Genomic DNA, 20,134 nt, shown 5'->3' with positions numbered 1-20,134 from the left:
TCCTCCAAAACACTTTTATTCTTATATACAGAATAACATTTTCAATTTAATTGCAAAACAAAAAATCCTATTGATTCTGTCACACTCAGTGGTTTAGGATCAAAGGATTTTTTGCTTTGATATAGCTTATTAACTATATTCTCAAAAACGTTATCATTTTAAAATCAATGGCTCACGACGAGCTAGTTTAAGTGAATGGATAATGAATGACCTCTTTGTACGTTTCAAATAATTCAGCATTCAATTGATGACCACCATCTATATTGGCAGAATAAAAAATCGGTGGGTGTTTCACTCCCTCAGAAATCAACTCTTCACAAACTTCTACGATGATCGTATTGAGAATGGTCCCTCCAATCACCGTAGAAGAAGGACCGACCTTTTGTGATAACTCTGTTAACAAATGACAATAGAAAGATTCCTCTATTGCAATTCACTCAAACGACTTTTGATCGAAACATCCTCGCCATTTCTTTTTCTAGCACCTAGTTCACCAATTGCGGTAAATAGTAAGTCACTGGAAGAATTTAGAGCTGTCTCAACTGAGTCTTGGATGACCCCAATAATAAACCCGATTCCTACCACTTGCATCGCAATATCATTTGAGATGCCAAATAAGCTACAAGCCAAAGGAATCAATAGTAATGAACCCCCAGCTACGCCAGATGCACCACAAGCAGCTAAAGCCGCCAAGATGCTTAAAATCAATTTTAAGCCAAAAGAAGCTTCGATACCTAGTGCCTGAACAGTCGTTAACGTCATCACTGTAATTGTCACTGCTGCTCCCCCCATATTGATCGTTGCTCCTAATGGAATCGAAATGGCATAAGATTCTTTTGTTAATTTCAGTTTTTCTGCCAACATCATATTGATCGGAATGTTCGCCGCAGAACTACGCGTAAAGAAAGCAGAGATTGCACTTTCTTTTAAACAAAAGAAAATTAATGGATAGGGATTTTCTTTGATAAACAAAAAAGTAAGTAATGGATAGATGATCAAAGCAACAAAGAGCATCGTACCTACTAACACAAGAACTAATTGGAGATACTCGGTCAGTCCAGAAAGACCTGTTGTTGCAATTGATTCATAGACTAACCCCAAAATACCGATCGGAGCGAAAGAAATAATTAATTGAACGACCTGTGACAATGCGACCGAAATCTGATCGATAACTTCTTTCGTTGCTTCCGTACGTGTCCGCAATGCCAATCCTAATAATACCGCCCAAAATAGCACACCTAAATAATTAGAGTCAATAATTGCTTGAATCGGATTTTGAGTGACATTGGTCAGCATCGTTGATAAAACAGTCCCAATATTTTGAGGCGCTTGTTCCGAAGCAGTTTCCTGCAGAGTAATCGGTACCGTAAAAATCGAACTAGTGATCACCGCCACAAAAGCCGCTAAAAAAGTCCCCCCTAAATACAATCCTAAAATCGGCTTTACGAATGTCTCATTCCCCATTTTATGTTTTGCAATTGAAGCTGCAGTTAAGAAAAACACTAAAAGCGGCGCAATCGCTTTTAAACAGCTAACAAACAACGTTCCCAATAAAGCAATAAATCCCCAGGTAGGTAAAAAAATACCTAATATTATACCAATTAAAATACCACAACCAATACGTTGAACTAACGACATGTCCAAGAATTTCTCTAACAAATAACCACCCCTTTATAGTTTAACAACCATTCTAACATCTTCATGAGAGAAACAAAAGGATAATTTTCAGAAAATTCTTGTTATTTTACATATCTATGTGTCCCTAAAAAAAATGACGAACGATTTTGATTTGGAAAAATAAAAAACATCATTGTAATCTTAGGCACAAATTACAATGATGACTCCTATAAATATTTTTTATAAAAAGAATGAATTTAGTGATAGATTTATCTTAAAGGCTAGTTCTTCGCCTAAAGACACGCTATCAATCTAAAAATATCGGTTGAATAAAATCTGCTTGCCAAATTTTGTCTTTTTCAGAGTAGTTGAAATACCATACTTGCGAAAAATAAAGCCTTTCCCGCTTATCTCCTGAAATCAACTGCTGGTTCTTTCGATCGACTAAGTAATCAAAACAACTAAAATCGATTCGAATAGAGAAACTAGTATCATTGATTTGTCGGTAGTTAGCCAATTCTTGAATGGCTATTTTCGTTGTATGATTTCTTACACCTTCATCTTTATTTTTTTGTAATACTTGCTGATGCTCTTCAAATAATCTTAAAGTATAACAATTTCTTACTTTTTCAGGAGCCTCTTCTTCCCAAGATTTTTGTATTGCATAAAAGATTCTGTTAATCTCAGAAAGCAATTTTTTCTTTTCACGCTTTGTTCCAGGCATTCTTGATAACAAATCATTGATATCCATATTGTGCCTTTTCTTTTTTTTAAATAAAGAAAAAACAAATATACTTCCTAATGATAAGCCAAAAAAGAGAAAATCTTCTGATGTACTGTTACTATTAGTCGTCCGACTCCTCCGATAATAGGAATTGGAACCTCCCCCTATCGAACCGCCACCAGAGCCCCCACCGGTTGAACCACCACCATGCCCACCTGCTACGGCAAAAGTTTGAACGGGCGTAAAAAACAAAAAAGCCATGATCAATAGACAAATCACTTGATAAGTTTTCTTCATCTGAACCCTCTTTCTCAATCCCCCACGATGATACCTTATCAAATAATTATTACAAGATTCCTATGGAACAATGAATGATTTCCTAATTTTTCTTTATTTGGTAGGATTTCATGATAGATACTCAAAGATACAGCACCTATGCTCCTAAATGCTTAAAGGTGGACTTAAAAATAAATACATATTCTATATAAACTTAAATTTTGGAAATTCTAGTAGTCATATTATTTCTTTTCAAACATTCTTCTGTTTATTCCCGTAATAGATTAGAATAATGGTTTCAAATGTACAATCCTTTCAATTGATGATCTTTCATGTGATTTTTATCTTTTTTCAATTTGATATTTAGAAGATACATCTGGAACTTCTCTTAAATTTGATATGATTTTTCCAAATATTAACGAAATTGTAGGTGATACTAATGAAACAAAAATAACCACTCCAAAGTCACCTGATAAAATTGCCGATACAAATAGGTAGCTTACAAACATACCATATACACATGATAAAAAATTACTCAGAAATACATAAATTTTTGACCTTTTATTTTCAACAAGTATTAACTGTACAATTGTCGTATCTTTAACGATTTCTTTCACTTTCTTATTGCTGTGTAATAGTCGACAGGTCGATATTATTCCATATGTACTAAGAACACTACCAATCAATAGAGCTAAGTATATTGATTCAAGATAGCCCAAAAATATAAGAAAAGGACTAATTACAAAAACTCCGAAAATCCCATAAGATTCAGGAACATAAAATTGTCTTTCAGGTGTTTTTTTACCTTCAATAATTTCTGCTGATCCAGTTACTTTATAAGCAGTCCAACTTTTTTTCGGAGCGTTGTTGTAAAAGGTACTAAACGGAAAAAAGTTTCTTAGCCTCATTAACTTAAAATAATCAACAATGTACGATCCATCATGTAATTCCAGTAAATAATATCTGCCATTAATTCTTTTAATATCTTGGACACAGTTGTTTTCTATCATTTAAAGCCTCCTCCAAGTTTCTCAGTTGATTCTGGAAAATTTAGCACTATAAGCTATTACTTAATTAGTTTCAAAACAGTTCTATAGTATTTTATTTCTGTGATTTTTTCATAAAAAACCAACCAAAACGATCTTCCTCCTCATCTTTAAATTGTATTTGATGGGCTTAATAATCCTTGCTAGCATTCTCATTAACTCAATATAAAATTAAAAACCAAATGTTTCTCCTTCCAATAAAGATTTTTTTCCTAAATCCCCGTATTCTTTTTTCTTAGAAGTATGTTTTAGATCAATAACTTTACCTTTAGGGATATCCAAATTATTTTGCTTCCATTCTTCTAAGACTGTTAAAACTGTTTTTTCATTTTTACTTATATATCCTTGATATAAAATTTCTCGAATGTCCTCGTTATTAAAATACGCTATTTCTTCAATATTATTTAAACCAGTTAGTTGAATTACTGCAGCATAATCTAAGTAATAAATTTCCTCTTGCATCTTCAAAATCGGTTGTCGCGCAACAATTAGTAATGGCATAATTCCTTCTTTCATGTACACAACACTACCTAAAGGCAGTAAGTTAGTTTGTTCCATATGTATTCTCCATTCTAGTTATTGTAGCTGTTGCTATTAGTAGGCTTAATCTTTTATTTCCGTCTTCTATTCCATAATACAAAAAAAGGATATAAACACTTACCGATCATCTTTATCAAAAATTATTTTATATTTCACCTTTTTTGTTGAATAGATTTTGCCATTAAATATAGTACTCACAAGAATAAACACTGTAAGAACAAATAATAATCTTTCTTGTATTATAAAAGGAATGACTAACGTAAACATGCCATAAAATATAAGCAATCCTATCAATACTGTTAATGCCTTTACATAATGAATCATTTTCATTCTCCTCACCACCATTTTAAAATTTTTTGTGTAATGATCAATGGAGTAATTGCATATCCCTTACCTATACGTTTTAAAGAACCACCTCTTTTTTCTAATTCCTTTTTTAGTCTATTTTTTCGCCAATAAGATACCACAGAAAGACAAATGACTAATGCTAACCAGAAGAAGAATAAATTAATGGTTCCTTCCAACATATCTATTGGCAAATTACTTTTGCCCCAAAGCCAATTCTGTGGAATAAAGTCCCTCACTAAGTTACTTAAAGGAAGTCCAATGGCTACTCCTAAATAACTTTTTTCTGATTTTTTCTTGATTTCCTTTTCCATTTCTAAACCAGAAATACTGAATTCACTCAAAGAAATACTGGCTTGATAGATCTTTCTATTAACCCTATACTGCTTGAAACCTACCATGAAATTGTTTTTTCTTATTAAATATTCTTCATTATTATCTGAAATCAATAGACACCAACCTGGAATTACTCTTTTTTTATCAAAGCATAAATTTCTAATCACACCATCTTCTATTTCCATATCATTTACTCAAGATACACTTTCTAACATTATATAGTTCACATCATTATTAACGAACCAAACTTTACCATTGAACAAAATAATTTTAACTATATAAAAACTCAACAAACTTAGCGATCTTGCTTGTACTAAAAAAGGTATTATAAACAAAAAAATGATTGTAAAACAAATAATCAAAACTAGACCAACTAGATTATTTATTGTCCATACTTTTTTTGTATATTTAGAATTATTAATCAGATTTATCCTTCCTAAAAAACTTACATCAAAACCATTATTCATCATTTTAAAAAGAAAATTTCTTTTTCTAAAGAATGAACAAAAGTACAAGCAAACTATTATAGTTAGCCAAAAAAACAATAGATTTTTTATACCTATAGAAAAATTAAAAGATTGATCAGAATTACCCCATAACCATTCAGCTGGAACTGTTTTTCTTATTATTGGATATAATACTAAAGCAATAGCACGACCTATGTAATTATTGTTTGATTTTTTCTTATCCTCTTTTTCCGCCTCTTTGTAGTCAACAGAAAAACTCTTTAAAGGAGTATTAGATTTATATATTTCTCTTTTTAAATGATAGTTGCCCAATCTTAACAAATTAGAGTTTTGTCGTACAATAAATTCCTCATTGTTTTCTGTTACTAATAACAACCATCCACGAATAATTTTATTTTTATGAAATGCAATATTATATATTTTGCCCTCAGCAATTTTACGGTTATATTCCATCTAATAGGCCTCCAATAAAACCACTTACCCCTTCAGTGAAATCACCCCATCCAGATACTACTGCTTGTCCCACACTATCTTCAAAATCTCTAACAAATTTAAATTTTTCTCTTAAAATATCATTCGCAATACCTACACCTATACCTACAGCTATAGAACCTACTATACCAATACTTACAGGAGCAGAAATTAGTCCAACTGCAGCTAATGCTCCCGTACTAAGCTTTATACCACTTACTAATCCTGCACTCGCTAATCCTGTAATTATTCCTTTTCCCCAAGCCTCTTCAGCACTATCACCTGAAGCTATATCTATCCCTACATCAATTAATAATCCTGCTCCTTCTGTTATTGCCTTGCCTCCATATTTAAATACCCCTTTTATTGTATTCTCAGTCGATTCTCTTGCAGCTAGAGTAGCTCCAGGAACTTCTCCCAAAATCTTTCCATCTGGTAATTCTAAAGAATATCGGTTTTTCCAGATATAATCGCAAGCTTTTTGGCCATGCTGTATCCCTTTGTGTATAAATATTCCCTCTGTTTTCTCACTAGCCAGAGCAACACCTGTTGTTTTAAGTACTGAAATAACGTTTTCATAATTTGCTAAGTTCATTTGATTAGAAGTAAACCACTTTTTATTCGTTCCCTCTGGTAACAAATATGAACCATCTGTCCTCACTTTCGTATTCTTTAATACTAATACACCCTGCATCGCCAGTTTCAATTCATCCAAACTATGACTGAATAATCCACTAGTTTGAGAATTGAAATTATGTAATTTTTTTAGCTTGTTTTGTATTTGATCAATATCTTGTTGAAAGCTCTCTGACATACGATCTAGATCTCGTTGGACATTTAGCAATGTTTCAATAATACCGACGAACGGATTACTTTGTGCTTGGGATCGGACAAAAGCAGAAGTCGTGTCTACTGATGCTTTCATTGTCCGTGTCGTCGCCAGTTGCTGGTTCAGTTTGTTTTCATCCAAGTATCCTTCCATAGCTACGATTTGATCCGCGACTTTATACCTCTGAAGCTCTTGTTCAATTTTTTCAATCGCATCCGTTGTTCGTGTAATTGTCGGAATGATCAATTCACTAAATAATCCTTTTCCTGCTGTATATGCTGCGCCGGATAGCTCTTTTCCATTGACAGCTGATATGATTTTTTGACTTCCTCTCTTTAGTTGATTGATCGTTTCTCTACTACTTGCTAGATTCTTTTTAAGCACTGACATAAAGTCTGATGATTCTCCACTCACATAAACTAATCCCACTCGAATGTTCTCCTTTCTGCAAACAACTCTTCTCTTTCTCCTTCTAATACTTGTAAAGTTTTACTATAAGAAACATCCAATTCTTCGTATGCCTGATGAAACCGCTGTTGAAATGCTCGTTGCTTTACTTCATACTCCTTCTGCATCCAAATTGCATTGGTCATACCTTGTTGGATATCTTCATGATTCAATTCAGATAATTGGCGAAAACCTCTTTGAAGTTCTTTTTCTAATTGAAGGAGCTGGTTTTCTAACCTACGTTTCCCATTTGCTAATTCGTCTTGTTGCTGTTCCACTTTCCAAATTTCTTTTTGATTCTCATAAATCCTTTCATTGTCTATTGCCATTCGTTCACCTTCCTAGAGATTTGATTGTTGGTTTCTTGAAACGTTCTTTCTTCATAAATGACAGGTGTTTGTCATTAGGTATTAGCCTTCTTAAACTAAATACGCATTTCATCTGCATTATTTTCACATTCAAATGATTAGAGTGATTTTTATCATTTAATAAAAAACTGTTACCCTTGCTTAACAAAACATATAAAATAACATATTAGATTTTTAAAAAATTTTATTCGCTCTCATTTTAATATAAAAAACATCTTTAAAATAGAATAAATAATAAAGTGTTGTTTTGATTTCATAATCGTTAAAATAACGAATTTAATAAAAAATTCAATTCATATTTTTATACTGGTCATCTAGAAGGGATAACTATATGAATCATTCTTTTTTATAGGATTATCAAAAGACAAAGACCGACTGTGGTTACTTCCAGTCGGTCTTGATACCTCGTACTTTATATTATTTCTGATACAGCGATGGCTATCGTGAAAAAAATTTTTTTCAAAATTAGTTAGTATACTACTAGATGATAAAATAAAAACAAAAGATGATTTCAAACAATTCTATTATTTCAGAACCCATTTGATAAAACTTATTTCAACCATTTTATTCAAAAGATTCCTTACTACAATTTCTTACATTCCTACAAGATTTCGCATCCACTTATTCATTTTTCAAACTATGAATATACGCTACTGCACTCCCACTACCAAATTTAATATCTGGTAAAGATCGTTTATATAAATTAAGTTCTCTCAACGTATCATCTCTATTCGATAATGCCTGAAACGCATAACGAGTCAAGCCATTTTCAAATTTCTTCGACTCTGAATAGCGCGAAGAAACTTTATAAGCAGCGACAACCGCATTATCTGCTCCTGTATTAACAGCTATAACATAGCGAATCCGATGTATTTTATCTCGACCGATCACCCAGTTACCTAGCGTACGAGATTTTTTAAATTAGTATCATCACGAAATCTGTCATCAATCAAATATTCTTGTGATTCGTCTTTACTTAGATCAAAAGCATCCCTCACTTTTACTGCTAATATCAATTCATCTGTTGCTATTTCATTGATTGGCATCGGTTGAAAACCATATCGGTCTTCGATTTCTTCAACTGACATCACCTTAGAACCATGTCCTTTTACTAAATTAGTTAACGAAATTCCTTGGATCAATTGAGCATAATTGATCAACGCGTTCTCACTGGCATAAGCCTCGCTCTCAGTTAAACCATAGCTAAGTATATAACTCGATATTTTCAGTTTCATCTCATTTATTTCTTGGATGGTTCTTATTTTTAAGGTTATAGCTGTTTCATTTTCGTCAAGTAAATCATATTTTCTCAACATACTCAGTGTCGCTTGACGATGGGCAAAAATACGATTTCCTTTTCCTTTCCCAATATAAAAAGTCTGGTTATTTCTAGGATCAACCAAACAATAGACATAGTAAGGATGTTTCTCGTCTTTTTGCAACTCGGCTAGAGTAGACGCAGAAAAATGGTTAAGTTCACTCATTTGTTACTCCCCTGTTTTACTATTTTTTCTCTGTCTTTAAAAAAATATCATTATTTATGATACGGCGCCCCCGTATTGATCCGAAACGCCCGATAGATCTGCTCAACGAGGATCAGGCGCATCAGTTGGTGCGGGTAGGTCATTTTGCCGAAGGATATTTGGGCATTGCTGCGTTGCATGACGTCATCGCTTAATCCTAACGAGCCACCGATGACAAAGACGAGCTGGCTTTTTCCTTGGATGCCTAATTGATCGATTTGCTTTGCAAAGGCTTCACTAGTAGGATTTTCACCTTGGATCGCTAAAGCGTAGACAAATTCATGATCTTTGATTTTTGCGAGTATACGCTCGCCTTCTTTTTCTTTGACTTGGCGCATTTGGGCTTCGCTAAGATTTTCTGGTGCTTTTTCGTCAGGTACTTCTATTAGTTCGATTTTCCCGTAGGCTTTCAGTCGCTTAACGTACTCATTGATTCCTTGAATCAGATATTTCTCTTTTAATTTTCCTACTGAGATGATTTTTATGTTCATAATTATTTCCTTTCCTCATTCTTCCAGGTCGATTTATTCCTTCCTTATTATAATTGAGGATGCTTATTCAAGAAAGTAATTTAAAAAAGTTTTCCCACATAGTTATACACATCTTCCACAGGTTTATCCACAGTTTATCGTGGTTTTATTGCTTATTTCATAAGTATTTCTTAAGCAAACATATGTTTCGCACAGGTTTTTCCACTTTTTCCACAAGTTGTTGATAACTTTTATGGACAATTATACGCATTTTTTACAAATACTTTTCCACAATTTCTGTGTATAAGTTTGTATTTAATTTTTTCATCTGAAAACAATTATTTTTCCTAATGTTTTTCATAAAAAGTTCACAGTCTGGAAGTAGACTAAATTTAGTAAATAAGTCTATACTTAACTTATCTAGAAAATAATAAATGGAGGCAGATCACATGGACAGAAGAGATGTGACACCAAAAATGAAAAAAAGAAAATCTAATGGCATTTGGCGAAAGCTAGGTCTTGGCGTAGTTGGTGGCGTGATTGGCGGATTACTGACTTTCGGTATTTTTTATGCAGCAACTGGAGGTGGTAACTCAGTAACGACTTCTTCTAGCAGCGGGACACAAAATGCATCAGGCGAAACAGTTGTCGAAAATGTAAAAGTCAATGTAGATTCAGATATTACTTCTGCGGTGGATAAAGTGCAAGGAGCAGTTGTTTCTGTTATCAACCTACAAAAACAAAGTTCATCATCTGACCCGTTTGGTTCATTATTTGGCCAACAACAAGAAAGTAGTGGTGAAGATGGCGAATTGCAAGCTTACAGTGAAGGTAGCGGTGTGATTTATAAAAAAGAGGGCGATTCCGCTTATATCGTGACGAATAATCACGTTGTCGATGGACAACAAGGACTAGAAGTTTTATTAAAAGATGGAACAAAAGTGAAAGCAGAATTAGTCGGTACAGATGCTTATACTGATTTAGCTGTTTTAAAAATCAGTGCTGATAAAGTCGATACTGTTGCTTCATTTGGCGACTCTGCTTCATTGAAAGTCGGCGAACCTGCGATTGCGATTGGCTCTCCTCTAGGTTCTCAATATGCAAACTCGGTGACATCAGGGATTGTTTCTTCCTTGAATCGTCAAGTAACAAGCTCGAATGAATCTGGTGAAACGGTCAATATCAACGCGATCCAAACAGATGCGGCGATCAACCCGGGGAACTCTGGTGGTCCACTAGTTAATATCGAAGGACAAGTCATTGGTATCAATTCAAGTAAAATTGCATCGACTTCTGATTCTTCAAGTGTAAGTGTTGAAGGAATGGGTTTTGCGATTCCAAGTAATGATGTCGTAAATATCATCAATCAACTTGAAAAAGATGGAAAAGTAACACGTCCTGCGCTTGGCATCACAATGACCGATCTTTCCGCCGTTTCTACACAACAACAGGAACAGATCTTAAAATTACCATCTTCTGTAACAAATGGCGTGATCATTCGTTCGGTTCAACCAGCAACACCTGCGGAAAAAGCTGGTTTAGAACAATATGATGTCATTACAAAAATCGATGACACAGAAGTCTCATCTGGTGTTGAATTACAGTCTGTGCTTTATGGTAAAAAAGTTGGTGACACTGTGAAGATCACTTATTACCGTGGCGAAGAAGAAAAAACTGTAGATATCAAATTGACAATTGATAATACTGCATTAAATCAAGGAAATTCAAATAGTTCCAATGGCTCAAATAATTAATAAAAAAGACGGCTGCCTCAGTGGAGGTAGTCGTCTTTTTTATTCATGCTAGTTTTTGAATGCTTCGCCAACTATCGCATCTTCAGGTAAAACTAAGATGCCTTTTTTCTCTGGAGCGTTAGGTACGTGAAGTTCCTTTGCAGAGCAAATCATGCCATCACTTTTGACCCCTCTTAATTCTCCAGGCCAAATCATCATACCGTCTGGCATCATTGCACCAGGTTTGGCAACGACTACTTTTTGACCAGCTTCGATATTCGGTGCGCCACAAACGATTTGTAAAACTTCACCACCATCTACTTCTGTTTCAGTTACAGATAAATGATCAGAATCTGGATGGGGTTCACAAGTTTTGACATAACCGACAACGATTTTCGGTTGGTCGTCTTTCTCCAATGTTTCTTCAAAGCCAGCTTCTTTGATCAAACGGTTCAATTCAGCTAGTTGTTCTTCTGAGATTGTTACTTGGCCATTGCCTTCAATTGTTAGATGATCTGAGATATGGAAAAAGTTCCATGCAACGATTTGGCCAGATTCATCTTTGATCTGCGCAACATTCCATTTGCGAATAGCGGTATTTTCCGTCCCTTTATCGTCGGCTACGATCACCATTAGTGTGTCGCCCACATGTGCGCGATTATAAGCAAAAATCATTTTGTTTCCTCCAATATCATTTGTTGAAGTTGTTTTTTATTTATGGCAACTGAATACATCGTACTTTCGGGAAACCCAACATAGTCCAGCGCCAAACTCTCTTGCTTTATCTTAACAAAAAAAGGCGGTTCTTGCATGATAAATTCTCTTAGAAAAGCTTGCCGGAATAAAAAGAAAGCACGGATCACAAAAAAAGACGAGGAAACGAAATGCACCATCTTTCGTTTCCTCGTCTTTTTTGTTCAAGGATCTGCCTATTGAATCAAAAACTAGGCTTCTCTTGGTTCTGAAACGACTAAGACATCACACGGAGCTTGTCGAATCACATAGCTTGCCACACTACCAGTCATAAAACGTTCAACGGCATTTAACCCTGATTGACCAATCATGATCAAGTCGATTTGATATTTCTTTGGTAGTTTTACTGCCATAGATTCTCTGACCGAACCGTAAGCCACAATACCTTCTATTTTTTGGTAGTCAACGGATTTTCCGTAATTTTTACATTCTTCAATCAATTCTTTTGCTGATTCAGTCTGTTGATCGATCAAGGATTGGTCAATAGGCGTATACCCCATAAATTGATAAAATTGTTGGTCGATCACATTCGTCACATATACTGTGCCTTCATTTCTACGAGCTACCTCAACGGCTTTTTTGAATGCAGCAAACGCTTGCTCGCTTCCGTCGATTCCAACTAATATTTTCTTATATGCTTGTTCCATTATTCCCACTCCTCTCGTTTCTCACTGCTGAATCGTTTTTGTTAAAAATTGTTCGATTTCTTCTTTTGTTTTACGATCTTTATTGACCAGACGACCTAGCTCTTTCCCATCTTTAATGACAATAAAACTTGGAATACCGAAAATATTCCATTCTGCTGCTAAGTCGATATACGCATCACGATCCATTTCGACAAATGTCCAATCTGAAAAGCGACGCTCGATCTCTGGCATTTGTGGTTTGATGAAGCGGCAATCGCCACACCAATCGGCAGTAAAGAAAAAGATATGATTGCCTTTTTCAACATAACCGGCTACTTCTTCAAGACTTTTAGGAGTAATCATAGGTTTACACTTCTTTCTTATTCTATATTCTACTTAAATTATACACCTTTACAAAAAACTGACCAAACTATATCTAAAAAATAAAAAACGAGCAAAAGCGGATAGCCTTCACTCGTTGATTACTTATTTTCCGTAAACGATCGTATTCACCGTTGATTTATCTAAGCCCTTCAATGTTTGGATCAACATTTCTCTGGCTGCTTCAAAGTCACGGATACTAAACATTGTTTGATGCGTATGGATATAGCGTCCAACCACACCGATAACAGTACTTGGGATTCCTTCATTTTGTGTATGAGCAGCACCCGCGTCGGTACCACCTTTTGATACAAAGTATTGATATGGAATATTGTTTGTTTCAGCAATATCTAGTAAATATTCACGTAAACGTGGCAACATGATCAATCCTGGATCTTGGATACGCATCAAGGTGCCTTCTCCTAGATGACCAAATGTGCCTTTTTTCGTTACTGTATCATCTGCTGCAGAGCAGTCTACCGCAAAGAATAGATCGGGTTTGAATTTGTTCACAGAAGCTTTTGATCCGCGTAAGCCCACTTCTTCTTGGACGTTGGCGCCGGCGATCAGCGTATGACCTAGTGTTTCTTTTTCTAGGGCTTCTAATGCTTCCAAGACCATCGTGCAACCGTAGCGGTTGTCCCATGATTTACTGATGATGTTTTTGCCGTTTGCTGTTTTGATCGTTTCTGCAAAAGGCACGATCGTATCTCCTGGTAAGACACCAAAACTCATTGCTTCTTCTTTTGATTCAAAACCAGCATCAAATAAAATGTCAGTTACTTCGACAGACTTTTGACCGCTTGTGCCACGTAATAAATGTGGTGGAACAGAAGAAGAAATACATGGGTAATTTTTACCTGATGACGTCTTCAATGTAAAGCGTTGAGCCGATACTACATAAGGATTCCAACCGCCTAGCGGAACCACTTTGAACAATCCGTTATCTTGGATCTGTGTCAACATAAAGCCAACTTCGTCCATGTGTGCTGCCACCATGACACGAGGTGCATCTGCTTCTTGGTGGTGGCGTAATCCAAAGATCCCACCTAATCCATCTAATTGTAATTCATCAACTAGTGGCTCCATGTGTTGTTCCATGTACGCGCGGATATCTTGTTCAAAACCGCTTGTTCCTTGTAATTCTGTTAGTTCTTTGATACGTTGAAATGTTTTTTCATCCATAATAATGATCGTCTATAATTCAGACTTGTCTCCTTTCAATCTCAGCTTTGATTTGTCTTAAAAAATAGTATCTGGACAAATCTATCGTGATTATTATACCGTATTTTATTTCAAAACGGTTATTTATTTCAAAGAAAATCAGATAGTGTGGTAAAATAAAGCCAAAGAAACTTGTGAAAGTGTAAAGGAGGGCAAGCAGCATGTATGAAGAAAGTGAACAGGCCTATTTCAAAGGTGGTTTAGCTGTCGGACTTGGTTTAGGATTATTAAGTGGCGTGGCAACTGCACTATGGTACAATCGCAACAAAACGATGTCCGCTGATGAAGTCTTAGCTACCATCAAAGAAGCATTTTTAGATGAAGGCTCGATTGAAGGCTCCTGGATCTCTTTTGAGAAAGAACCGACACGTAAATTTGCAATTCATTCAAAAGCTTATCGTGGTGGGATTTCTCGCATAGAAGATGGTGAAGTCGTCTATTATGAATTTTTAGCAGATGCCTATACTGGTACTGTTTTAGATATTTCTAGAAAAAAAGGAACAGATGCTTGATTTCATTTTTTAAAAGATTCTCTTAGAAATAGGCTTTCCTATGGATAAGAGCTTCTTTTTTTGCATAAAAACTGGTATAAACGTACATGATAGGTTATGCTTAGTTTAAACTTTTTCAATTTATTTAGGAGAGTGAAAAATGAATCACACAGAAAAAATTGCTGTCCTGATTCCTTGTTATAATGAAGAAGCAACGATTCCAACAGTCATTGCCGACTTTAAACGAGAATTACCAGAAGCAGATATTTATGTTTACGACAATAACTCAACGGACAACACTTACGACTTAGCAGTTGCAGCGGGTGCTATTGTAAAAAAAGAACCTCGTCAAGGTAAAGGAAATGTCATTCGTCAAATGTTTTTTGATATTGATGCAGACTACTACTTGATGGTAGACGGAGATGATACTTATCCAGCCGAAGCCGTACATGGACTTTTAGAAAAATTACGTTCTGGCGAAGCGGATATGGTCATTGGCGACCGTCTTTCTAATGGTACTTACTTTGAAGAAAATAAACGTGCCTTCCATGATTTTGGTAATAATTTAGTCAAAAATACGATCACTCGTTTATATAAAACAAAAATAAGAGACGTGATGACTGGCTACCGAGGATTTAACCGTATTTTTGTCAAAAGCTTCCCGATCATGAGTGCTGGATTCCAAATCGAAACGGAATTGACCATTCATGCCTTAGATAAAAAATTCAAATTAGTTGAGCTCCCTATTGATTACCGTGATCGCCCAGAAGGTAGCGAATCAAAATTGAATACCTTTTCTGATGGATTCAAAGTCATTATGATGATTATTAAAATGTGTAAAGATTATAAACCTATCCTATTTTTCAATATCTGGACAGTCATTTTCTTTTTAGCTGGTCTGTTCACTGGGATTCCTGTCATTCGGGAGTTTATGTTGACGAGCTTTATTACTAAAGTCCCTTCAGCCATATTAAGTACAGGATTGATGATCCTAGCTTTACTTTCACTAGTTACCGGTATGATTTTAGATACGGTCGTTACAAATGCAAAGAAAGAGTACGAACTGAACCTCTATCATGTATATCATGAGTATCATCAAAATAAAAAAGAAGAGAGATGATTTTATGCAATCATCCTCTTCTTTTTATCTTATCATTTATTTCTCTGATGCAATCGTCACAAACTTCACTTCGACATATTCCTCTACCCCAAAAGTTCCGTTCTCACGGCCAAACCCTGAATGTTTGACTCCCCCAAATGGTGTCGCAGAATTTGAGATTGTCGTATCATTGATACCGACCATGCCATATTGCAATTTATTGCTTACATTGTTGATCGTATGGATATTCGTCGCAAAGAAATATGATGCTAAACCAAAAATCGTATCATTGGCATCTTTGATTACTTGTTCTTTGTCTTCAAATGTAATGATTGGGATCACTGGTCCAAATGTTTCATTGTAGAAAATATCCATTTCCTTTTTCACGCCATCTAATACTGTCGGTTCAAAGAAGAAGCCATTTGCATACTCTCCGTCCGTCAGACGATGACCACCAGCCAAGATTTCTGCTCCTTTAGCTACTGCATCTTTTAATTGTTCTTCAACTTTTTTTACGCCTTCTTCATTGATCAATGGCCCCGTAGTTGGATCGTCTAACCCATTTCCAACAGTCACTTCTCTGATTTTTTCCACAATCAATTTTGTTGCTTGTTCTTTGATTTCTTTATGGATAAAAATTCGATTTGGTGACGTACATACTTGTCCATTGTTGATAAATTTCGTTTTGATCAATGTATCGACTGCTAATTCTACATCGGCATCTGGAAAAATAATAAATGGCGCATGTCCACCTAGCTCCATAGAAACTTTTTTCAAGGTAGGTGCTGCTTGTTCATTTAGAATTTGTCCAACTTCTGTTGAACCTGTGAATGTGATTTTTTGGATATCATCCGATTCAGACAAAATCTTTCCAATAGTTGAGGAGTCCCCCATGACGATATTTACGACGCCATCTGGAAAGCCAGCTTTGTGGAATAGTTCCATCAGCGCAAGTGCTGATAGAGGCGTTGATTTTGCTGGTTTTAAGATTACCGTACAGCCTGCGGCGATTGCCGGCGAGATTTTACGAATGATCATGTTGGATGGAAAGTTCCATGGTGTGATGGCGCCGACGACACCTACTGGTTGTTTACGTGCTTGCCATTGTTTCCCTTCAGGTGAAGGAATGATTTCTCCCATGATTCGTTGGCCTTGCGCTGCATTCCAGCGAAGGTTTTCGACATTTGTTTGGATTTCTGCTGTCGCTTGAGCAAGCGGTTTCCCTTGTTCCATCGTCATGATTTTTGCTAAACGTTCGCTGTCTTCTTCTACTAGATCAGCCATTTTATTCATTAATTTTGCTCGTTCGCTTGGTGCTGTTCTTGACCAACCTTCGAATGCCTGGTTGGCAGCTTCAATGGCTTCTTTTGTCTCTTTTTCGCCACCTTGTTGGACGCTTGCTAATGTTTCACCAGTTGCTGGATTGACGACATCAACTGTTCCTTCAGAGCCTTCAAGCCATTTGCCATTAATATAAAGATGAGTTTCTACTTGCGGTAAATCATATTTCCCCATAGTTTGCCTCCTCTATTCTTAATTACATAACAACCGTAACATTAATAAAGTCAAAGCTCAAACCATCTGTTTAACGTGACTTTGTCTCACTCAGCCTTACAAATTCAATTTTTTTATTCTTTTGAAGAATAAATTGCTCGTTCATTCAAAAGCTTTGTTACAATGAAGTAGATTACTAAAATGATTTTATCCTACGACTAAAGGAGTGTTTTTATGGGGCTATTTGATGGCTTGATGGGTAACGCTACCCAAAAAGATACAACCAATATCACAAGAGAAGTTCAAGAGATCCTGATTCCAATGGAACAGGTAGAGTTAGCGTTCAAATTAGTACGTGATTTGATTATTTTCACCGACCGTCGGATGATTATCGTCGATAAACAAGGAATGACTGGTAAAAAAAGCGAATATAAATCGATCCCTTACCGTTCGATTTCACGTTTTTCGATTGAAACAAGTGGGCATTTTGATTTAGATGCTGAATTGAAAATTTGGATCTCTAGCGCAGAACTACCCGCTGAATCGTTACAATTTAGAAAAGATAAGAATATCATCGCCGTACAACAGGCACTTGCAACAGCTGTTTTATCTTAAACTCATAATCAATACAAAGAAGCCTACTCATCCAAAACTTGAAGTATTTTGGGGTGGGTAGGCTGATTTTGCAGTGTTGTCGACTTCTGCAAAAACGCTTCTAGAGACTTAAAATTTTATAATACATAGCCTTCATTTTTTTGATCTTTTGCTCTTTTTTCTTTAAAGTCCATTTTTTCTAGTTTAAGTTTTTTCATATTTTCCGCTTTGATTTTATTGATTTCTGCAAAAGAACGTTGTTTGATACTCTCAATTTCTTGTCTTCTTTTTTCTTTTATCTTATCTAGATCTTTTTCTTTCATCTTGCTCTCCTTTCTTTTTGAAGAAGTTTGGTTTCTAAGATTCACTGTAACCCTACAAATCTAGAAAGTAGCATCAATCGAACAAGAGAGTGGGACGTTCAAGTATCTTCTATTCATATTCTAGATTTTTGAAAATTTATCTCTCTTTATTTTTTTCACTTTGCCCAATAGCCTGAGAATCACCACTGTGTGATACTTCTTTACTATCTTTAGTTACTTCTTTATTTCTGTCGACTTCATTTAATGCTTGCTCTTTAACTGTTGCTAAAATTCGCGCTTTTCTTTCTTTAAGACTTTCTAGTGTTTCGTGTTCCATCGTAATCCCTCCTTTAGCAATTATTCTACTGAATAAATGGATAAAGAATGAACAAATTTTTTTTGAAAATAAAAAAAGTATTTCCTCCAAACTATAAAGAGAAAAATTACTGTTGGATAGTCGCTTGTGAACATTCAGCAGACTAACTGTATTATTGATTCATCACTTCACTCTTCAAACAAATAAAAATATACAAAAAACTGCATGTATCCACTTGATTCAGTGAATACATGCAACTATCTATTTTGCTATTATTTACTCACTCTATCAGCCTTGTTCTTTTTGAAGAAAATCTTTGAACCAACGAAAGCTTTTTTTGGGTACGCGTTTCATATCACGCAGATCATGATTTCCTCTATTAACGTAAACCATTCCGTATCTCTTTTCCATATCACCTTTTGAGCTAGGTAGATCAATTAATCCCCAGCCTAGATAGCCTAGTACTTCACAGCCGTCAATGCGCATGGCATCTTGCATCGCTTTAATATGTTGTTCATGGTAATAAATGCGGTAATCATCTTGAATAGGTGTACTACCATCCCACTTTTCCTGCGTGCCTATCCCATTTTCAACAGGGAAAATCGGTAGATTGTATTTTTGATACATCTTGTTGATGATATCTCTAAAGCCAAGAGGATCAATTCCCAGATTCCACTCATTCATCGAAACAAATGGATTTTCCACTTCACCATACGTCAAATAATAGTTTGGTGCGACATCTGCTGGAATGTTTTTATGGCTGATACTTCCGGTACAATAGTAACTGAATGCTAAATAATCACTTGTTACTTTTCCGATCTCAGCAAGTTCTTCCTCTGTCATATCTACGTTCAAATGCTGTTTTTCAAACGTCAAAACTTGTTTCGAATAACCACGTCCACAAAAGGCATCCAAAAGATTCTGGTTGATAAATTCATCCCATTCTCTCGCAACCAATACATCTTTGGGATGATTAGTCGCAGGGTACATATTAGAATAAGCTAACATCCCACCGATTTGCCCCTCTGTTGTTTCATGGATGTAGTTGGCGATTTTTGCATGTGCGACCATGATATTATGAGCGATTTGATGAATATTATCCGCTGTATCTTCCGTATTCAATGTTCCCCCATATAATAGTGCCAAAGGTGTTGAATACAAATTTTGTTCATTGAAAGTCACCCAATATTTGACTTTGTTCTTGTAGCGATCCACCATTTTTTTTCCGTATTCCACAAAAGCATCTACGACATGTTTACTCATAAAGCCATCGTAATTCTGCGCAAGATGAAGCGGCATATCAAAATGATAGAGACATAGCATCGGTTCAATATTCCGTTCTAACATCGCATCGATATAGCGATCATAAAATAAGAGTCCTTCTTCATTGAATGCCCCATCACCTGTTGGATTGACACGTGACCAAGAAGTTTGGAAGCGATAAAAGTTCATGCCCATTTCTTGCATCAAATCAAGATCTTCTTCATATCGGTGATAGCGATCAATCCCATGCTTCCAATCTGAGGTAGTTTCAGTGGCTTCACGAACGTCATAAACAGACAAGCCTTTTCCGCCTTCGTTCCAAGCGCCTTCTGTTTGCATACTTGAGGAGGAATCTCCCCAAAAAAATTTTTTCTTTCCCATCTTACCATTCCAATCATC

At 35.6% G+C, this 20,134-nt stretch carries 21 protein-coding genes and 2 pseudogenes; 4 read left to right on the top strand and 19 right to left on the bottom strand.

The window, feature by feature from the left end; genetic code table 11:
• Window positions 1-187: 187 nt before the first annotated feature.
• The 11 genes and pseudogenes from IGJ14_RS01350 to rlmH all read right to left on the bottom strand — a co-directional run.
• A pseudogene (locus tag IGJ14_RS01350) lies at window positions 188-391 on the bottom strand (hypothetical protein); the annotation flags it as partial.
• Between the two features lie 32 nt (window positions 392-423).
• Window positions 424-1,659 carry a serine/threonine transporter SstT gene (gene sstT / locus IGJ14_RS01345; protein WP_019722851.1) on the bottom strand — a complete coding sequence of 412 codons (1,236 nt, stop codon included), beginning with the start codon at window positions 1,657-1,659 and terminating at the stop codon, window positions 424-426.
• 265 nt (window positions 1,660-1,924) lie between these two features.
• A complete protein-coding gene (locus IGJ14_RS01340; RefSeq protein WP_195273730.1) occupies window positions 1,925-2,638 on the bottom strand; it encodes a TIM44-like domain-containing protein in 714 nt (237 codons plus the stop codon).
• A 320-nt stretch (window positions 2,639-2,958) separates the two neighbouring features.
• Window positions 2,959-3,627 carry a hypothetical protein gene (locus IGJ14_RS01335; protein ID WP_430608184.1) on the bottom strand — a complete coding sequence of 223 codons (669 nt, stop codon included), beginning with the start codon at window positions 3,625-3,627 and terminating at the stop codon, window positions 2,959-2,961.
• Window positions 3,628-3,834: 207 nt separating this feature from the next.
• Window positions 3,835-4,221: a DUF4176 domain-containing protein gene (locus tag IGJ14_RS01330; protein ID WP_065096943.1), complete on the bottom strand. Its 387-nt coding sequence runs from the start codon at window positions 4,219-4,221 to the stop codon at window positions 3,835-3,837.
• A 317-nt stretch (window positions 4,222-4,538) separates the two neighbouring features.
• Window positions 4,539-5,069 carry a hypothetical protein gene (locus tag IGJ14_RS01325; RefSeq protein ID WP_065096942.1) on the bottom strand — a complete coding sequence of 177 codons (531 nt, stop codon included), beginning with the start codon at window positions 5,067-5,069 and terminating at the stop codon, window positions 4,539-4,541.
• Window positions 5,070-5,078: 9 nt separating this feature from the next.
• Window positions 5,079-5,804, bottom strand: a complete 726-nt coding sequence (locus IGJ14_RS01320; RefSeq protein ID WP_065096941.1) for a hypothetical protein — start codon at window positions 5,802-5,804, stop codon at window positions 5,079-5,081.
• Complete coding sequence (locus IGJ14_RS01315; RefSeq protein WP_065096940.1) at window positions 5,794-7,080, bottom strand: T7SS effector LXG polymorphic toxin; 1,287 nt, start codon at window positions 7,078-7,080, stop codon at window positions 5,794-5,796. Before IGJ14_RS01315 ends, IGJ14_RS01320 begins: the two co-directional genes overlap by 11 nt.
• Window positions 7,071-7,427 (bottom strand): hypothetical protein, encoded by a 357-nt coding sequence (locus tag IGJ14_RS01310; protein ID WP_065096939.1) that lies wholly within the window; start codon window positions 7,425-7,427, stop codon window positions 7,071-7,073. The genes IGJ14_RS01315 and IGJ14_RS01310 overlap by 10 nt, the downstream gene beginning before the upstream one ends.
• Window positions 7,428-8,087: 660 nt before the next feature.
• Window positions 8,088-8,950, bottom strand: a pseudogene (locus tag IGJ14_RS01305) (LEM-3-like GIY-YIG domain-containing protein).
• Window positions 8,951-9,000: 50 nt separating this feature from the next.
• The gene (gene rlmH / locus IGJ14_RS01300; RefSeq protein WP_034689953.1) at window positions 9,001-9,480 is read right to left on the bottom strand and encodes a 23S rRNA (pseudouridine(1915)-N(3))-methyltransferase RlmH; all 480 of its coding nucleotides are present in this window, start codon (window positions 9,478-9,480) and stop codon (window positions 9,001-9,003) included.
• Window positions 9,481-9,908: 428 nt separating this feature from the next.
• Between rlmH and IGJ14_RS01295 the strand changes: the two genes are divergently transcribed.
• Window positions 9,909-11,213: a S1C family serine protease gene (locus IGJ14_RS01295; RefSeq protein WP_065096938.1), complete on the top strand. Its 1,305-nt coding sequence runs from the start codon at window positions 9,909-9,911 to the stop codon at window positions 11,211-11,213.
• A 48-nt stretch (window positions 11,214-11,261) separates the two neighbouring features.
• Here IGJ14_RS01295 and ytpR read toward each other — a convergent pair whose 3' ends face one another.
• The 4 genes from ytpR to pepA form a co-directional block, all read right to left on the bottom strand.
• Window positions 11,262-11,867, bottom strand: coding sequence for a YtpR family tRNA-binding protein (gene ytpR / locus IGJ14_RS01290; RefSeq protein WP_065096937.1), 606 nt, complete (start codon window positions 11,865-11,867; stop codon window positions 11,262-11,264).
• Window positions 11,868-12,136: 269 nt separating this feature from the next.
• Window positions 12,137-12,592 carry a universal stress protein gene (locus IGJ14_RS01285; protein WP_019724277.1) on the bottom strand — a complete coding sequence of 152 codons (456 nt, stop codon included), beginning with the start codon at window positions 12,590-12,592 and terminating at the stop codon, window positions 12,137-12,139.
• A gap of 21 nt (window positions 12,593-12,613) precedes the next feature.
• On the bottom strand, window positions 12,614-12,934 hold the full coding sequence (locus IGJ14_RS01280; RefSeq protein ID WP_019724278.1) for a thioredoxin family protein: 321 nt from the start codon (window positions 12,932-12,934) through the stop codon (window positions 12,614-12,616).
• Between the two features lie 123 nt (window positions 12,935-13,057).
• On the bottom strand, window positions 13,058-14,137 hold the full coding sequence (gene pepA / locus IGJ14_RS01275; RefSeq protein WP_065096936.1) for a glutamyl aminopeptidase: 1,080 nt from the start codon (window positions 14,135-14,137) through the stop codon (window positions 13,058-13,060).
• 200 nt (window positions 14,138-14,337) lie between these two features.
• Between pepA and IGJ14_RS01270 the strand changes: the two genes are divergently transcribed.
• Window positions 14,338-14,688, top strand: coding sequence for a PepSY domain-containing protein (locus tag IGJ14_RS01270; RefSeq protein ID WP_019724280.1), 351 nt, complete (start codon window positions 14,338-14,340; stop codon window positions 14,686-14,688).
• 139 nt (window positions 14,689-14,827) lie between these two features.
• Window positions 14,828-15,787: a glycosyltransferase family 2 protein gene (locus tag IGJ14_RS01265; RefSeq protein WP_062805833.1), complete on the top strand. Its 960-nt coding sequence runs from the start codon at window positions 14,828-14,830 to the stop codon at window positions 15,785-15,787.
• A 36-nt stretch (window positions 15,788-15,823) separates the two neighbouring features.
• Here the strand turns inward: IGJ14_RS01265 and IGJ14_RS01260 are convergent, their stop codons facing one another.
• Entirely contained in the window at window positions 15,824-17,281 is a 1,458-nt protein-coding gene (locus IGJ14_RS01260) for an NAD-dependent succinate-semialdehyde dehydrogenase (RefSeq protein WP_065096935.1), read from the bottom strand.
• A gap of 213 nt (window positions 17,282-17,494) precedes the next feature.
• Between IGJ14_RS01260 and IGJ14_RS01255 the strand changes: the two genes are divergently transcribed.
• Window positions 17,495-17,875, top strand: coding sequence for a PH domain-containing protein (locus IGJ14_RS01255; RefSeq protein ID WP_065096934.1), 381 nt, complete (start codon window positions 17,495-17,497; stop codon window positions 17,873-17,875).
• A 116-nt stretch (window positions 17,876-17,991) separates the two neighbouring features.
• On the opposite strand, the gene IGJ14_RS01250 is transcribed toward IGJ14_RS01255, so the two are convergent.
• From IGJ14_RS01250 to IGJ14_RS01240, 3 genes are all read right to left on the bottom strand, one after another.
• Window positions 17,992-18,177 carry a hypothetical protein gene (locus tag IGJ14_RS01250; RefSeq protein WP_065096933.1) on the bottom strand — a complete coding sequence of 62 codons (186 nt, stop codon included), beginning with the start codon at window positions 18,175-18,177 and terminating at the stop codon, window positions 17,992-17,994.
• A 136-nt stretch (window positions 18,178-18,313) separates the two neighbouring features.
• A complete protein-coding gene (locus tag IGJ14_RS01245) occupies window positions 18,314-18,493 on the bottom strand; it encodes a hypothetical protein (protein WP_065096932.1) in 180 nt (59 codons plus the stop codon).
• 267 nt (window positions 18,494-18,760) lie between these two features.
• Window positions 18,761-20,116 carry a glycoside hydrolase family 1 protein gene (locus IGJ14_RS01240; RefSeq protein ID WP_065096931.1) on the bottom strand — a complete coding sequence of 452 codons (1,356 nt, stop codon included), beginning with the start codon at window positions 20,114-20,116 and terminating at the stop codon, window positions 18,761-18,763.
• Between the last annotated feature and the right edge of the window lie 18 nt (window positions 20,117-20,134).

This window comes from Enterococcus sp. DIV1304_2, from assembly GCF_050555445.1.
Lineage (GTDB): Bacteria > Bacillota > Bacilli > Lactobacillales > Enterococcaceae > Enterococcus_B > Enterococcus_B pernyi.
The sequence above is the reverse complement of the archived record's forward strand: the minus strand, read 5'-3'. Positions and strand labels throughout refer to the sequence as shown.

What these genes read in the sequence shown, in the direction of transcription:
- ytpR (WP_065096937.1), bottom strand. Translation starts at nt 11,867, where the DNA reads ATGATTTTTGCTTATAATCGCGCACATGTGGGCGACACACTAATGGTG.
- pepA (WP_065096936.1), bottom strand. Translation starts at nt 14,137, where the DNA reads ATGGATGAAAAAACATTTCAACGTATCAAAGAACTAACAGAATTACAA.
- rlmH (WP_034689953.1), bottom strand. Translation starts at nt 9,480, where the DNA reads ATGAACATAAAAATCATCTCAGTAGGAAAATTAAAAGAGAAATATCTG.
- IGJ14_RS01260 (WP_065096935.1), bottom strand. Translation starts at nt 17,281, where the DNA reads ATGGGGAAATATGATTTACCGCAAGTAGAAACTCATCTTTATATTAAT.
- IGJ14_RS01240 (WP_065096931.1), bottom strand. Translation starts at nt 20,116, where the DNA reads ATGGGAAAGAAAAAATTTTTTTGGGGAGATTCCTCCTCAAGTATGCAA.
- IGJ14_RS01250 (WP_065096933.1), bottom strand. Translation starts at nt 18,177, where the DNA reads ATGAAAGAAAAAGATCTAGATAAGATAAAAGAAAAAAGAAGACAAGAA.
- IGJ14_RS01330 (WP_065096943.1), bottom strand. Translation starts at nt 4,221, where the DNA reads ATGGAACAAACTAACTTACTGCCTTTAGGTAGTGTTGTGTACATGAAA.
- IGJ14_RS01310 (WP_065096939.1), bottom strand. Translation starts at nt 7,427, where the DNA reads ATGGCAATAGACAATGAAAGGATTTATGAGAATCAAAAAGAAATTTGG.
- IGJ14_RS01280 (WP_019724278.1), bottom strand. Translation starts at nt 12,934, where the DNA reads ATGATTACTCCTAAAAGTCTTGAAGAAGTAGCCGGTTATGTTGAAAAA.
- IGJ14_RS01255 (WP_065096934.1), top strand. Translation starts at nt 17,495, where the DNA reads ATGGGGCTATTTGATGGCTTGATGGGTAACGCTACCCAAAAAGATACA.
- IGJ14_RS01325 (WP_065096942.1), bottom strand. Translation starts at nt 5,069, where the DNA reads ATGGAAATAGAAGATGGTGTGATTAGAAATTTATGCTTTGATAAAAAA.
- IGJ14_RS01320 (WP_065096941.1), bottom strand. Translation starts at nt 5,804, where the DNA reads ATGGAATATAACCGTAAAATTGCTGAGGGCAAAATATATAATATTGCA.
- IGJ14_RS01270 (WP_019724280.1), top strand. Translation starts at nt 14,338, where the DNA reads ATGTATGAAGAAAGTGAACAGGCCTATTTCAAAGGTGGTTTAGCTGTC.
- IGJ14_RS01335 (WP_430608184.1), bottom strand. Translation starts at nt 3,627, where the DNA reads ATGATAGAAAACAACTGTGTCCAAGATATTAAAAGAATTAATGGCAGA.
- IGJ14_RS01285 (WP_019724277.1), bottom strand. Translation starts at nt 12,592, where the DNA reads ATGGAACAAGCATATAAGAAAATATTAGTTGGAATCGACGGAAGCGAG.
- IGJ14_RS01295 (WP_065096938.1), top strand. Translation starts at nt 9,909, where the DNA reads ATGGACAGAAGAGATGTGACACCAAAAATGAAAAAAAGAAAATCTAAT.
- IGJ14_RS01265 (WP_062805833.1), top strand. Translation starts at nt 14,828, where the DNA reads ATGAATCACACAGAAAAAATTGCTGTCCTGATTCCTTGTTATAATGAA.
- IGJ14_RS01340 (WP_195273730.1), bottom strand. Translation starts at nt 2,638, where the DNA reads ATGAAGAAAACTTATCAAGTGATTTGTCTATTGATCATGGCTTTTTTG.
- IGJ14_RS01245 (WP_065096932.1), bottom strand. Translation starts at nt 18,493, where the DNA reads ATGGAACACGAAACACTAGAAAGTCTTAAAGAAAGAAAAGCGCGAATT.